Genomic DNA, 14,628 nt, shown 5'->3' with positions numbered 1-14,628 from the left:
TGATGTATTTTGGTAAATAGCTATTGCAAATGAAAAAGCCCCGAAAATAGGGCTTTAGGGCTTAATGTAAGTGCTGTAATGAGTTGACTCTAGGCGATATTTTGTTGTTGTTGCATTTTTCGAAGCTCGGCACGCAGAATTTTTCCGACGGTTGACTTTGGTAAATCGTTCAATATCTCAATGAATTTTGGGACTTTATATGCAGTCAGGTTTTCTTCGCAGTGTTTTAAAATGTGATCGCATGAAAGGTTGGGGTTACTGGAGGTAATGAAGGCTTTGACGGATTCTCCAGTTTTTTCATCTGGTATGCCTATTACTGCAGCCTCAATGACATCTGGGTGTTCTGCCAAAATAGCCTCAATTTCATTGGGATAAACATTAAAACCTGAAACAATCACCATGTCTTTCTTACGGTCTAGAATATAACAAAAGCCATCTTGATCCACTTTGGCGATATCACCTGTATGTAACCAACCATCCACAAAAGTTTCTGCTGTCTCGGCTGTACGGTTTAAATAGCCTAAGACAATCTGTGGACCTTTAACACAAAGTTCACCCGCCTCGCCCAAGGGAACTTCCTGACCTTCTGCATTGACAATCTTAATATCTGAACCGGGGGAGAGGAAAACCGACTGAACCTTGACGGATTTCACTGATCGGTGGATGCAGCAGTGCTGCACAACTGGTTTCGGTCATGCCAAAACCTTCAATAATTGTACCGACTTTGGCTTTCCAGTTTTCGGCTGTAACAGGGCGTAAAGCTGTCCCGCCGGAAATGGCGCAGGTCAGTTTCGGTGGATTCTGTACAAACCAGTCTTCTGCCAGAAGTCCTGCATATAAAGTATCTACACCGGTTAGCCAGGTGACATTAAATTTCTCAAAAGCAGGTCTTAAATTACTGACTGGGCGTGGCGATGGAATCAACAGGTTATGAGAACCCCCTTCGAAGAACATCAGGAAGTTCACACTAAAAGCAAAAATATGGTACAGCGGAATAGCGGTTAAAATACAGTCTTGATAATTAAATCCAGACTGATGCGCCCGTAAATAATCGCCGGTGATTTTGATCAGCGACGCTACATTTTGATGACTGATCACCGCACCCTTACTGCGTCCAGTGGTTCCACCTGTGTATTGATACAGGGCAATATCATGTTGAGTCGGCAGGTATTGTCCTAAAGTATTGCCAATGGCTATAGCATCGGCGAAAGTGGAATATTCAATACTGGGTTTGAGTGAGCGACCTTGCGCTTCGGCATCCGCTTGCATCTTTTGTGCAATCATGCCGCTATACGGTTCATCAAAAAATTCACTTAAACTGGCTGTGACTAAGGCAAGCGATTTAAGTTGAGGATTGTTTTGAATGACCCTTTCAAAGGTCGCTAAAAACAGCTCCGAAACAATCAGCGCTTTTGCACCACTGTCTGCCAATTGATACTTAAGCTCACGTGGGGTATACAGCGGATTGATATTGGTAATGATCAGCCCGACTTTCCAGCAGGCAAATACTGCAATTGGGTATTGCAGGGAATTCGGCATTTTCAAACCGACCACATCACCTTTTTGAAGCTGAAGATGATGTTGTAAATAATTGGCAAATGCAGTCGAGAGATCATCAATTTCCTGGAACGTTAAAGTATTGCTTAAGCCAACCGGCAATACCACACTGAATGCGGGGGATTGGGGGAATTGCGCCGTGGTATGGGTGAGTAATTCTGCCAGATTAGCCCGGACTTGCTCTGGTTGAAGTTGATAGCCATGTAATGAGCTTGGTAGATGTTTTTCCCATGGGCGCTGTGCGTAATGACTCATCGATTATCCTTAAATTTATTTTTAAAATATTTTTGATTTTTTATGTCAGTCTTGGTATTCGTCTTTTAATATCGAGTAAACAGGTATTTTGCGCAAGGATCAAGTCTGCCAATCAGTGGGAGGGAAACTGAAAAAAGCCAGATAAAAATAATTATTATTAAGAGCTTTAAAATCTGACCTTATTTGCAAATGCCGATAAATTAATTTAATTAAATGCCATAAAATCGGCATAACTGTTGTGTATTTAAAAATCTACGCTTGTTACGAAATTTTGGGCAAATTGGCAAAAAGTCATCAATTTTAAATATTCATGGCAAAAACATCAGCAATAAAATTACTGATTAAATCAACTGTATGTTTTTAAGACTGAATCAATCAAAGTCTTATTGCGTAACATTTGAAAGCTAACTATTGTTATACTGTTTGCATAATGTTTTCGAAGGGCGACATAACAATGATCCACGACGATCAAAACACCACGACTTCTCTTGACCTGGCTAAAATTCGTGAGGATATTGACTCTGTAGATCAGCAGATTCAACAACTTATCAATCGTCGAGCGAAATTGGCAGAAGCAGTGGCAAAAGCAAAATTTGCTTCTGAAGAGAATCCGTTGTTTTACCGTCCTGAACGTGAAGCGCAAGTTTTGCGCAATGTTATGCAGCGTAATGAAGGACCCTTATCTGATGTGACTATGGCGCGTTTATTTCGCGAAATCATGTCAGCATGCTTGGCGCTTGAAGCTCCGCAAAGTATTGCATTCTTGGGTCCTGTTGGAACGTTTACTCATTCAGCAGTCCTCAAACATTTCGGACAAGATGCCATTGTCCGCCCACTTCCAACCATTGATGAAGTGTTCCGTGAAGTCGAAGCGGGCAGTGCACATTATGGTTTAGTGCCTGTTGAAAACTCATCTGAAGGTGTGGTGAACCATACTTTAGACTGTTTTAAAGCCTCGCATTTAAACGTGATTGGTGAAGTGGAACTGCGTATTCATCACCAATTCCTGGTGTCATCCAATACCCGTAAAGACAGCATCAAACAGATTTATGCACATCAGCAAACATTGGCGCAATGCCGTGGCTGGTTAGATGCTCATTATCCGGGTGTAGAACGTGTTGCCTTAAGTTCAAATGCCGAAGCGGCGCGCCGTATTCGCAATGAATGGCATTCAGCAGCAATTGCATCTGAAGTGGCTGCAAGCATTTATGACCTGGAAATTCTACATGGCAACATCGAAGATAATCCGGAAAATACCACACGTTTCTTGGTGATTGGCCGTGAAAAAGTGCCGCCAAGTGGCAATGACAAAACTTCATTGCTGATTTCTGCGCATGACCGTGCTGGTGCATTGCTGGAAATTCTTGCGCCCTTTGCAAAACACAACATTAGTCTAACCAGTATTGAAACCCGTCCGGCTTTACCTGAAAAATGGGCCTATGTGTTCTTTATTGACCTGGAAGGCCATGTCGATCAAGAAAATGTCAAAGCGGCAATTGAAGAGATTCGTCCTTTGGTGAAAGAAGTTCGAGTCTTGGGTTCTTACCCGATTGCAGTATTGTAAATTTTATCCATCAAAGCGATGGTCAATTTTTGCATTGAAGTTGACCACATTTATCACTTGAAATAACTGGAAGAGTAACATGTCGTTTGTTCCTGCCAATGAAGGCATCTCAAAGTTAAAGCCTTATCAACCAGGTAAACCCATTAGTGAACTTGAGCGCGAGTTGGGGATTACTGATATCGTTAAATTGGCCTCAAATGAAAATCCATTAGGCTGTTCTGACAAGGTCAAGCAAGCCGTGGCGGCTGAGTTGGCAGAAATCGGACGATATCCGGACGGTGGCGGTTTTATCTTAAAAGACCAGATTCAAGCACAATTTGGCATGACTGCTGACCGGATTACTTTGGGTAATGGTTCAAACGACTTGCTTGAAATGTTTGCCCGTGCATTCGTTTCTTCAAGCGACTCTGTGGTATATAGCCAGCATGCCTTTGCGGTATATGCCTTGGTGACTCAAGCGATTAATGCAGAAGCGATTGAAGTGCCGGCAAAAGGCTTTGCCCATGACCTGGATGCCATGGCAGCAGCAATCAAAGCCAATACCAAACTGGTCTTTATTGCCAACCCAAACAACCCGACCGGAACCTGGTTTGAAGAAGCTGAATTTGACGCCTTCATGCAAAAAGTACCGACCAACGTGATTGTAGTTCTGGATGAAGCCTATGTGGAATATTTCCCGGAAAACTTCAACAGCTTAAAACTCTTAGAACAATATCCAAATATCATTGTTAGCCGTACCTTGTCTAAATGTTATGGTCTGGCTGCACTGCGTGTTGGTTTTGCCTTGGCATCGGTTGAAGTGACTGATTATCTGAACCGTATTCGTCAACCCTTTAACGTGAATCATCTTGCGATGGTGGCTGCTGTGGCGGCACTTAAAGATGAAGACTTTATTGAGCAATCACGTATTGTAAATAAAGCGGGCATGAAACAGCTAGAACAGGGCTTTGAGGCACTGGGCTTAAATTATGTGCCTTCACGTGCCAACTTTATTTTGGTCGATGTACAGGCTGATCCTGCGCAAACGTTCAATGCCTTGTTAAAAGAAGGTGTGATTGTGCGTCCGGTCGGTATTGCAAATCATCTTCGTGTATCGATTGGTACTAAAGCTGAAAATGCTAAATTCTTGACAGCACTGGGCAAAGTTCTGAATTTGACCAGCAGTGCTGTAGAGGAAAAAGCTTAAGCCATGTCTCAGCCACTGTTTGAAAAAGTTGCCTTTATTGGACTTGGGCTGATTGGCTCAAGTCTGGCTCGTGTCATTATTGCTGAAAAATTGGCAAAGCAAATTGTTGCCTCTACGCGTTCGCAAAAAACACTAGATGATGCAAAAGCGCTTGGACTGATTCAGGAAGGCTATAGCAATCCTGTCGATGCGGTCAAAGGTGCTGATCTGGTGGTGTTGGCTTTGCCTGTGCGTGCAACGCAAAAAGTGCTGCAAACCATCAAGCCTTACCTGTCAGAGAACACCATCATTACCGATGTGGGCAGTACCAAGGGTAATGTGGTGGATGCTGCAAAAGCGGTGTATGGGGAAAACTTGCCTGCAGGTTTTGTACCCGGTCATCCAATTGCAGGTGCAGAACATACCGGTGTGCATGCAGGTAAGGTCGATTTATTTGCCAATCATAAAGTGATTTTGACACCGCTTCCAAGCAGTGGTAGCTGGGCCGTGAATCAACTGATTCAACTGTGGCAAGCGGCAAAAGCGGAAGTGATTTGCATGGATGTGGACAAGCATGATGAAGTGCTGGCACATACCAGCCATCTTCCGCATTTAATGGCCTTTAACCTGGTTGAGCAACTGGCAAACCGTGAAGATAATCTGGACATTTTCCGCTATGCTGCGGGTGGTTTTCGTGATTTCTCGCGTATTGCAGCCAGTGATCCGCAGATGTGGCATGACATCTTTTTTGCCAATAAAAAAGCCATTTTGAATGCAGTGGATGGTTTTGAGCAACAACTGACCCAAATCCGTAAACTGATTGAAACTGAAGATTCACAGGCATTGATGGGTCTGCTAGGGCATGCTCAAGCGGCCCGCCAGCATTTTAATTACATGCTTTCCAAGAAACCCTTGATGGAGAAAAATAAAGTGACACAACAATTTACCATTTTGCCAGGTGCTAAAAAATTCCAGGGTAAATTTACCGTGCCAGGTGACAAATCTGTGTCACATCGTTCCATCATGTTTGGTGCGATTGCCGAAGGGACAACGCATGTGACAGGTTTCCTGGAAGGTGAAGATGCTTTAGCGACGCTTCAGGCATTCCGTGACATGGGGGTGAGCATTGAAGGGCCTAAGAATGGTGAAGTGACCATTCATGGTGTTGGTGTCAATGGCTTAAAAGCCCCTGCAAGTGCCTTATATATGGGTAATTCGGGTACTTCTATGCGTCTGCTTTCAGGCATGTTGTCTGCACAAAAATTTGATTCAGTCATGACCGGTGATGCATCACTATCTAAACGTCCTATGGAGCGTATTGCCAAGCCATTACGTGAAATGGGTGCACAGATTCAAACCACAGGTGAGCGTGGCACACCGCCAGTTTCTATCACGGGCAGCCAAAATCTTCAAGGTATTCATTACGACTTGCCAATGGCATCTGCTCAGGTGAAATCAGGGATTTTATTGGCAGGTCTTTGGGCAAATGGTGAAACTTCGGTGACTGAACCAGAGCCTACCCGTGACCATACCGAACGTATGCTGCGTGCTTTTGGTTATGAGGTAAAAACTGAAGGCAATCGTATCTCACTGCAAGGTGGAGGAAAACTCGTAGCTACTGAAATTCAGGTGCCTTCTGATATTTCATCTGCAGCATTCTTTATGGTCGGTGCCGCCATTACGGAAGGTTCGGATGTAACCCTTGAAGCGGTCGGTATTAACCCAACCCGTACCGGTGTGATTGAAATTCTGAAACAGATGGGTGCTGACCTAACTGTAGAAAATGAACGTATTGCTGGTGGTGAACCGATTGCAGACATTCGTATTCGTGGTACACGTACTTTAAAAGGCATTCATATGCCAGAAGATCAGGTACCATTGGCGATTGATGAATTCCCAGCATTGTTTATTGCGGCTGCCTGTGCAGAAGGTCGAAGCATTTTGACCGGTGCTGCAGAGCTTCGCGTTAAAGAATCTGACCGTATTCAAGTGATGGCAGATGGCTTGAAAACTCTGGGCATCGACTGCACACCAACCGATGATGGCATTATTATTGAAGGTAAAGGCAAATCAGGTGACTGGTCTACAATTTTCAATGGTGGTGAAATTGAATCGCATCATGACCATCGTATTGCGATGAGTTTTAGTATGGCAGGCTTACGTACTTCAGGCGAAATTAAAATTATCGGTACAGAAACTGTGGCAACCAGTTTTCCGACATTTACTGAACTTGCAAATCAAGCCGGTTTAGCGATTCAAGTGAGTGAGTAATTAGTCTAATATTGTATATTTTTTAGACAACAGCCAAGCTTTTGCTTGGCTGTTTTGTTTTTATTGCTTATGCTAAAACCATACAAGAAAAATGCGTTTGGATGCACCGATGAGAAAATTACAATTTACTGCAAACTGTGAAAAGCATGCTCATGTGTCGCAGCAACCGAAAGATTGTCACGTGACTCAGGAATATGTGGCAGATCTTTTGTCTAAAGAATTAGGCCAATATGGTTTCCAAACTTTGTCGCAAAGTGGTGATCAGGTTGCTGTAAGTGTAGACAATCAATCTTTACCTTTATCTGTCACTTGTCAGAGTCATGATGAAGAAGGGCATTTAGTTTGCGAGATTACCTCGTATCCAGATGAAGAGCAGGATTGGCTAGATCGTATTACCGAACAAAGTCTATTAAATCAACTGGCTCAAGCGGTTGAGAACACTTTAAAAGAAGATGAATCTTTTAGCGAGTTTAAATGGACGACGGGCTAATCATAAAATATAAATATCAATGCGGCTTTTCTAAGTCGCATTTTTTTTCATCTAAATTTTTAATGGGTTATTTTTTGGATTTGCACGCTTGGTAAAAATAATAAAAAGCGATCTCAATACAACTACTTTTATTGGAAAAATTAAATTAAAAAAGACCGTCTGATGACGGTCTTTTGATCTCTTCTCTATACCGGTTAAGCAACTAAAAAGCGAGAGATTGCAACACGCAATTGCTTTAAATATCCAGTAAAGAAATGGTTTGCACCCGGTAATATCGTTAACAGGTGACGTTGTGGTCTAGCCCATTCGATTAAGTCAGATAATAAAGTGACTTCATCGGCCTCACCATGGATAAACAGAATATCACCTTTAATGGCAGGGGTAACATAATGGCGTAGACCTGCCACAGTTGCTGTTGGTAAACCACATAAAATCAATTGCTTCGGTTTAATTTCATCAGACAGTGCATTATAGCTTTTTGCCATCACATGGGCGCCAAAACTAAAACCACCTGCATAAAAAGGCAGGCTGATATGTTTACTGCGAATTTGTTTAATGGCTTCTAAAATGTCATCCGTTTCACCATAGCCTTCGTCATGCAGGCCATCGCTTTGACCTGAGCCACGGAAACTCGGACGATAAACAATGCAACCGCGCTCAAGAAACATTTGAGCCAAAAGCGTAGGTACCTTATGCTGCGGATTACCGCCTTGCAAGGGATGGGGGTGGCATACAACCGCGAATCCTTTCACTTCACCCTGTGGATAATCAACAAAAATTTCAAGTTGACCCACAGGACCTTGAATGAAAATTTGCTCGGACATATTACAACCGATGAATAACAGGAGAATGAGGTATTTTACCGATAATGTTCAGCAAAAACACAAATTGGAAATAAAATAAGTCTACTGTTATAGTTTGTTTAATTATTTTTTGATCAGGTTATTCATGCTCGCCTTAATTTCTCCTGCCAAGACTTTAGATTATGAATCTGCACTACCAACCGATACACATACCTTACCAAGATTGCTGGAACATTCACAAGAACTTATAGACGTAAGTCGTAAACTGTCTGCTGCAGATCTATCCAATTTAATGAGCGTGAGTGAAAAAATTGCCAAATTGAATGTTGAGCGTTTCAATGACTGGCAGTCCGAGTTCAATTTCTCCAATGCACGTCAGGCTTTGTTTGCCTTTAAAGGAGATGTGTATACCGGGTTAGATGCGTATGATCTGAATGATCGACATATTGAATTTGCACAAAATCATTTACGTATGTTGTCTGGGCTTTATGGTTTGTTGCGACCTTTAGACTTGATGATGCCGTACCGTCTAGAAATGGGCACAAAATTGAACAATCCACGTGGGCATAACCTATACCAATTCTGGGGCGATCGTATTACCGGCTTGATCAATGAAGATTTGGAAAATGCCAATTCAGAATTATTGGTGAATATTGCATCGGACGAATATTACAAATCCGTCATTGAGCCTAAAGTTAAAGCTGAAATTATTAAGCCGGTATTCTTGGATCAAAAAAATGGCAAATATAAAGTCATTAGTTTTTATGCCAAAAAAGCACGGGGTTTGATGGCACGCTATATTATTGAAAACCAGCTAAATCGGGCTGAAGATTTAAAATCATTTAATACTGATGGTTATTACTTTGATGCGGAAAGTTCACTTAAAGGTGAACTGGTATTTAAGCGGGATGAGCAGCAGGCAGCTTAAAGTTGTTTTTGTAGACAATGAAAAATCCCGAAACTGATCGGGATTTTTTTTAAAGGTGAAAAGAATAATTTTTATAACAATTAGATAGTTATATTTAAATACAAAAAATATTTTGAAAAGTGTGAAATACATCACGTTTTATTGTGATTGTTTGTTAATATAATAAAAAGTTACCTGACTAATAAAATTTTGTTATGAAAAGATTATTAATTCTAAGCATCATTTTTGCCGTGCTAGTGCTTGGTTATTGGGTTTACCAAGATGCAGAAATGAAAAAAAAGAGAGAGGTGAATCAGTTAATTCATGAAAGCTCTCAGTCACTCAATATTATTGAGCTATCTCCTCATAATTTTATTTATAAGAAGCTCGATGAAGTTGTTGAAGTTCGTTCCTCAGTTTACTTAATTGCAAAATCAAGTGAACTTTAGTCGCTAAACCTGAATTGGTAAATTAAAAAAGATAGATATGCTATTGAATTTTATTGAATAATAAATTTTAGAAACAATAAAAAATCATTGTGCTATAATTTGCCACGACCATAATTGAATCATTATATTTATTTTATAAGTATATGATTTATTTAAATGAAGTAGAGCTGCATAACATTTATGCAGCTTTTTTGTTTTACAATTTTTGTCATCTGGCTGTTTTAGCTTCACTGATAAATTGTTCAATCTACTTGTTTTTAAATATAAAAGTTGGCATATCCATTGCTTAGACATCTATAAAATTAATGGTGATTCGACCTAGCGGATCATTAATTTTATAGCGTGCTGACGGCATAAAGTTTACTTACCGGGGTAAAGTCATGACGACTCCTAATCCATCTTCAGAGAATATGCTTGAACGCTTATTTAAGTTAAGCGAAAACAAAACCAGTTTTCGCACCGAAGTTCTTGCAGGTGTAACCACTTTCTTAACCATGTGTTACATCATTATTGTCAATCCAATGATTTTGTCCGAAACAGGCATGGATCATGGGGCTGTGTTTGTCGCAACCTGTCTCGCAGCCGCAATCGGTTGCCTGGTGATGGGACTTGTTGCAAATTATCCGATTGCACTCGCGCCGGGTATGGGCCTAAATGCTTACTTCACCTATTCGGTGTGTATGGGAATGGGTGTGCCTTGGCAAACTGCACTGGCTGCGGTATTTGTTTCAGGTTTGATCTTTATTGCGATCAGCATGTTTAAAATTCGTGAAGCGATTGTCAATGCAATTCCAATGTCATTAAAACTGGCGATTGGTGGCGGTATTGGTATGTTCCTCGCGCTGGTTGCTTTAAAAAATGCCGGTATTATTGTCGATAATCCCGCAACCTTGGTAGGCTTGGGTGATTTAAAACAACCTTCAGTACTTCTGGCTTTGCTTGGTTTCTTAATGGTTGTGGTGATGCATCAGTTTAAGGTGCGTGGCGCAATTATTATCAGTATTTTGGTGATTACTGCCATTTCTACAGCATTGGGCTATAACCAGTTCCAGGGTGTGGTTGGTGAGATTCCATCTCTTGCCCCAACATTGCTGCAAATGGACTTCGAGGGCTTGTTCACTGCTAGCTTAGTGGGCGTGATCTTTGTGTTCTTCCTGGTCGATCTGTTTGACTCAACAGGCACATTGGTCGGCGTATCACATCGTGCAGGCTTATTGAAAGACGGTAAATTACCACGTTTGAAAAAAGCACTTTTTGCGGATTCAACAGCAATTGTTGCAGGTGCGGCTTTAGGTACATCTTCGACAACACCTTATATTGAATCATCTGCAGGTGTTGCAGCGGGTGGTCGTACAGGCTTAACCGCTGTTGTGGTTGGTGTTATGTTCCTGTTATGCCTGTTTTTAGCACCGCTTGCGCAATCTGTGCCAGGTTTTGCTACAGCTCCGGCCTTGTTGTTTGTCGGTGTGTTAATGATTCAGGGTATCGTCCATATTGAATGGGATGACATTACTGAAGCGGTTCCTGCCTTTTTGACCATCGTATTTATGCCTTTTGCGTACTCAATTGCAGACGGTATTGCGATGGGTTTTATCAGTTATGCATTGATCAAACTATTCACAGGTAAGGCAAAAACTGTTCCATATATGGTCTGGATTATTGCTGTACTTTGGGCATTGAAATTTGCTGCATTTGGTGGCTAATTCACCAAATTCACAGTAGGGTGTAAACTCAGTTTGCACCCTTTTTTATTTTTTTAAAAAAAGTTTTATAAGGATAAGATATGAATCAACTTGAGCTTATTCAAGCGCTGCCAAAGGCAGAGTTACACGTACATATTGAAGGGACTTTTGAGCCTGAACTCATGTTCGCCATTGCTCAACGTAACCATATTGATATTCCGTATAAATCTGTAGATGAAGTGAAACAGGCCTACAACTTTCATAACTTACAGTCTTTCCTCGATATTTATTATGCAGGTGCCAATGTTTTGGTGCTCGAGCAAGATTTTTATGATCTGGCCATGGCCTATTTTGAAAAATGCGCTGCAGATAAAGTGGTTCATACTGAAATGTTCTTCGATCCGCAAACGCATACAGATCGTGGTGTAACATTTGCAACCGTGATCAATGGCTTGCAACGTGCCTGTGATGATGCAAAAACCAAATTTGGCATTAGCTCACATTTAATCATGTGTTTCTTGCGTCATTTAAGTGAAGAAGCAGCATTTGAAACTTTAGAACAGGCTTTGCCGTTTAAAGATCAAATTATTGCTGTAGGACTGGATTCAAGCGAAGTAGGGCATCCACCATCTAAGTTTGAGCGTGTATTTGCCAAAGCACGTGAAGAAGGCTTTTTGGTGGTAGCGCATGCCGGTGAAGAAGGTCCAGCTGAATATGTCTGGGAAGCTTTGGACTTGCTTAAAGTCAATCGCGTGGATCATGGTGTACGTTCAGAAGAAGATCCGAAACTGATGCAGCGTTTAATTGCGGAAAAAATGCCTTTAACGGTGTGTCCTTTAAGTAACTTAAAGCTTTGCGTCGTCGATGATATGGCGCAGCACAATATCCGTCGCTTATTGCAACAAGGCGTGCATGTGACTGTAAATTCGGATGATCCATCATATTTTGGTGGATATATGAATGACAACTTTATTGCGATTGCTGAAGCCTTGGATTTATCCAATGATGAACTAAAGCAATTGGCTAAAAATTCGTTTGAAGCGTCATTTATCTCTGATGCTGAAAAGCAAAAATGGTCACAACAGATTGATGCTTTGGTGTAATTCCTCTATCTGAAAATACTTCTGGATTGAGCGGATGGATATATTGATCCGCTTAATCATGGCTTGTTAAATCATATTGCGTGTAAAAAGTTAGGTTTTATTTTGAAAAAGAGTTTTTGCTGGATAGCGATTATTGCTTTGCTGGTTGGTTCCGTAGCGTTTTTTGCGACGGATAAAAATTCTACTTTAACCCAGAAAATGTTAAAGCCAGTGGTTGAGCAAGGGTGTAAAAGTGAACTCAATGATTCGAAAATCTGGAAATCGGCTGCCTTGTTTATGAGTTCAGAGCGTCAAAGTTTGGTGCAAAAACAAATCTGTGGTTGTGTCAGTGACCATGCCCTGAATGATGTGTCTGTGAAGGAATTAGCCATGGCATCGTTTAGTGAAGATGCTAAAAATAATCTGATTAAACAAGCTGTGTTAAATAGCGTTAAAGGTTGTGCTCAAGCAGCCTTGAAGTAAGTTTGAAATAAGAAAAAGCCGCATCCGTATATAAACTGATGCGGCTTTTTTTATTGGACTTTATGGTGCTATTTTTCTTGTTGAGTCATGCTACGTAAAACATGATCTTTATCTATAAAATGATGTTTTAAAGCAGCAGCGATATGTCCTATCACCAGAAAACCGGCAAACCATGACAAATAAATATGGACAGGTTTAACAATGGCTAAAAGTTCAGGGTTGTCTTGAACCAGACGTGGGATTTCAAATAAATACAGAACAGGCGCAGGATGCCCGGCACTCCAGCTAAACAAACAGCCGGTAATGGGTAATGCAAGCAGCATTAAATATAAAGCCAAATGCCCAAGATGTGCCAAGACTTTCATAAGTGGCGACATCGTATCTGGCAGTTGTGGAACGGGGTGGGTATAACGCCAAAACAGACGAATTATGACCAGAAAGATAATCGTTGTCGCGATGTTTTTATGTAAAGTGATAACTTGGCCTTTAAAGCTGCCATCAATATCATAACTTAAAAAATTTCCGCTATAAAAACCAATCAACCATGCGGCAATGAAAATAACCGCCATCAGCCAATGAAGCATTTGTGCTGTACGGGTATAGTGTTGTGAAGTGCTTTTCATGTTAGACCAACATGTAATTTATAAGTCTAGGCATGCTAATCAAATTGCAGATTTTAAAAAATGATGAATATGGAACGAAGCGTATAATCCTTGCAACGCTGAAAGCTGTATTGTTTTTGCACAGACAATACCCACCTGGAAAATTCATTTGAAATATAGATTTCTTCTAGGGAGAAGTTTCGGCAGAATATGCGCAACAGATTTTATAACAAAGGATTTAACTGTGAAAAAATTAATTGCTTTACTTGCACCTTTAACTTTAGCGCTCACTGCATGTGTGTCAACTGGCACAACGACAGGTACAACGGGTGCAACAGGTACACAATCAGCAACTCAGCAACTGGGTAGCGCGGCAATTAAAATTGCCATCAATGCAAAATGTACAACTGAGCTGAATAACATTGCTGCATGGCAAACAGCCACTAAATTGATGACTGCAACTCAAAAACAAAATATTCAGTCAGAAATTTGTGGCTGTGTAAGTGAAAAAGCGCCACAAAGCGTGACAGCTGTAGATTTGGCAACCGCAGCGATTGATCCTGCTGCACGTACCACTATTGTTTCAAATGCTGTGACTAAAACTATTAATGCCTGTGTCGCTGAAGCAGTTCAATAATTATTAACGAAGTAATAAATAGGCTGATTTGTTCAGCCTCTTTTTTTGTAGGTAGGTAGGTAGGTTATGAAAATCGCTGGTGCAGATGAAGCAGGACGTGGTCCACTTGTGGGCTCTGTGGTTGCAGCTGCAGTTATTCTAGATCCCGACAACCCGATTGAGGGCTTGAATGATTCTAAAAAACTCACTGAAAAAAAACGTGAGAAGCTATTTGTAGAAATACAGGAAAAAGCCTTGGCTTGGGCCATTGCTGAAGCGAGTCATGAAGAAATTGACGAGATCAACATTCTTCAAGCATCATTGTTGGCGATGCGCCGCGCTGTAGAGGCTTTAAACATTCAGCCTGAGCATGTGTTGGTCGATGGAAATAAAGTCCCACAGGGCTTAACCATGAGCTGTGATGCAGTCGTGGGCGGAGATGCCATACATGCAGAAATTTCAGCTGCCAGCATTCTGGCAAAAGTCACCCGTGACCATCAAATGGTAGAGCTTGACTTACAATATCCGCAATTTGGATTTGCGAAACACAAGGGTTATCCAACCAAAGCTCATTTTGAAGCGATTGCGGAGCATGGCGTGATTGATCAGCATCGTCGCAGTTATGCACCGGTCAAAAAAGCCTTGGCTTTGCTTGAACAAAGCTAAAAACCAATAGCCAGATAAACTTAAAGCGGCTTATGT

Annotated in this window: 15 protein-coding genes; 11 read left to right on the top strand and 4 right to left on the bottom strand. The window is 41.3% G+C overall.

Annotated features, from left to right (window positions below; genetic code table 11):
• Positions 1–89: 89 nt before the first annotated feature.
• Together ACU0NF_RS06065 and ACU0NF_RS06060 are read right to left on the bottom strand one after the other, a co-directional pair.
• Entirely contained in the window at positions 90–653 is a 564-nt protein-coding gene (locus tag ACU0NF_RS06065; RefSeq protein ID WP_445660471.1) for an AMP-binding enzyme, read from the bottom strand.
• Positions 601–1,812, bottom strand: a complete 1,212-nt coding sequence (locus tag ACU0NF_RS06060) for an AMP-binding protein (protein WP_445660470.1) — start codon at positions 1,810–1,812, stop codon at positions 601–603. Before ACU0NF_RS06060 ends, ACU0NF_RS06065 begins: the two co-directional genes overlap by 53 nt.
• Positions 1,813–2,266: 454 nt before the next feature.
• Between ACU0NF_RS06060 and pheA the strand changes: the two genes are divergently transcribed.
• The 4 genes from pheA to ACU0NF_RS06040 all read left to right on the top strand — a co-directional run bounded on the left by pheA (position 2,267) and on the right by ACU0NF_RS06040 (position 7,302).
• Complete coding sequence (gene pheA / locus ACU0NF_RS06055) at positions 2,267–3,376, top strand: prephenate dehydratase (protein WP_131215868.1); 1,110 nt, start codon at positions 2,267–2,269, stop codon at positions 3,374–3,376.
• 79 nt (positions 3,377–3,455) lie between these two features.
• A complete protein-coding gene (gene hisC, locus ACU0NF_RS06050; protein WP_445660469.1) occupies positions 3,456–4,562 on the top strand; it encodes a histidinol-phosphate transaminase in 1,107 nt (368 codons plus the stop codon).
• Between the two features lie 3 nt (positions 4,563–4,565).
• On the top strand, positions 4,566–6,812 hold the full coding sequence (locus ACU0NF_RS06045) for a bifunctional prephenate dehydrogenase/3-phosphoshikimate 1-carboxyvinyltransferase (protein ID WP_445660468.1): 2,247 nt from the start codon (positions 4,566–4,568) through the stop codon (positions 6,810–6,812).
• A gap of 109 nt (positions 6,813–6,921) precedes the next feature.
• Positions 6,922–7,302 (top strand): hypothetical protein, encoded by a 381-nt coding sequence (locus ACU0NF_RS06040; RefSeq protein WP_445660467.1) that lies wholly within the window; start codon positions 6,922–6,924, stop codon positions 7,300–7,302.
• A gap of 194 nt (positions 7,303–7,496) precedes the next feature.
• Here ACU0NF_RS06040 and ACU0NF_RS06035 read toward each other — a convergent pair whose 3' ends face one another.
• Complete coding sequence (locus ACU0NF_RS06035) at positions 7,497–8,126, bottom strand: alpha/beta hydrolase (RefSeq protein WP_445660466.1); 630 nt, start codon at positions 8,124–8,126, stop codon at positions 7,497–7,499.
• 124 nt (positions 8,127–8,250) lie between these two features.
• Between ACU0NF_RS06035 and yaaA the strand changes: the two genes are divergently transcribed.
• The 5 genes from yaaA (at position 8,251) to ACU0NF_RS06010 (ending at position 12,708) form a co-directional block, all read left to right on the top strand.
• A complete protein-coding gene (gene yaaA / locus ACU0NF_RS06030) occupies positions 8,251–9,033 on the top strand; it encodes a peroxide stress protein YaaA (RefSeq protein ID WP_445660465.1) in 783 nt (260 codons plus the stop codon).
• Positions 9,034–9,227: 194 nt separating this feature from the next.
• Entirely contained in the window at positions 9,228–9,461 is a 234-nt protein-coding gene (locus tag ACU0NF_RS06025; protein WP_445660464.1) for a hypothetical protein, read from the top strand.
• Positions 9,462–9,841: 380 nt separating this feature from the next.
• Positions 9,842–11,164 (top strand): NCS2 family permease, encoded by a 1,323-nt coding sequence (locus ACU0NF_RS06020; RefSeq protein WP_445660463.1) that lies wholly within the window; start codon positions 9,842–9,844, stop codon positions 11,162–11,164.
• A gap of 80 nt (positions 11,165–11,244) precedes the next feature.
• The gene (locus ACU0NF_RS06015; RefSeq protein WP_445660462.1) at positions 11,245–12,246 is read left to right on the top strand and encodes an adenosine deaminase; all 1,002 of its coding nucleotides are present in this window, start codon (positions 11,245–11,247) and stop codon (positions 12,244–12,246) included.
• Positions 12,247–12,348: 102 nt separating this feature from the next.
• A complete protein-coding gene (locus ACU0NF_RS06010) occupies positions 12,349–12,708 on the top strand; it encodes a hypothetical protein (RefSeq protein ID WP_445660461.1) in 360 nt (119 codons plus the stop codon).
• A 68-nt stretch (positions 12,709–12,776) separates the two neighbouring features.
• On the opposite strand, the gene ACU0NF_RS06005 is transcribed toward ACU0NF_RS06010, so the two are convergent.
• Entirely contained in the window at positions 12,777–13,331 is a 555-nt protein-coding gene (locus ACU0NF_RS06005; RefSeq protein ID WP_445660460.1) for a cytochrome b, read from the bottom strand.
• Positions 13,332–13,554: 223 nt separating this feature from the next.
• Between ACU0NF_RS06005 and ACU0NF_RS06000 the strand changes: the two genes are divergently transcribed.
• Positions 13,555–13,947, top strand: coding sequence for a hypothetical protein (locus ACU0NF_RS06000; protein WP_445660459.1), 393 nt, complete (start codon positions 13,555–13,557; stop codon positions 13,945–13,947).
• Positions 13,948–14,013: 66 nt separating this feature from the next.
• Positions 14,014–14,592, top strand: coding sequence for a ribonuclease HII (gene rnhB, locus ACU0NF_RS05995; RefSeq protein ID WP_445660458.1), 579 nt, complete (start codon positions 14,014–14,016; stop codon positions 14,590–14,592).
• Positions 14,593–14,628: the final 36 nt, after the last annotated feature.

Source organism: Acinetobacter sp. F16 (genome assembly GCF_052712855.1).
This window is presented reverse-complemented; position numbering and strand designations above follow the sequence as displayed.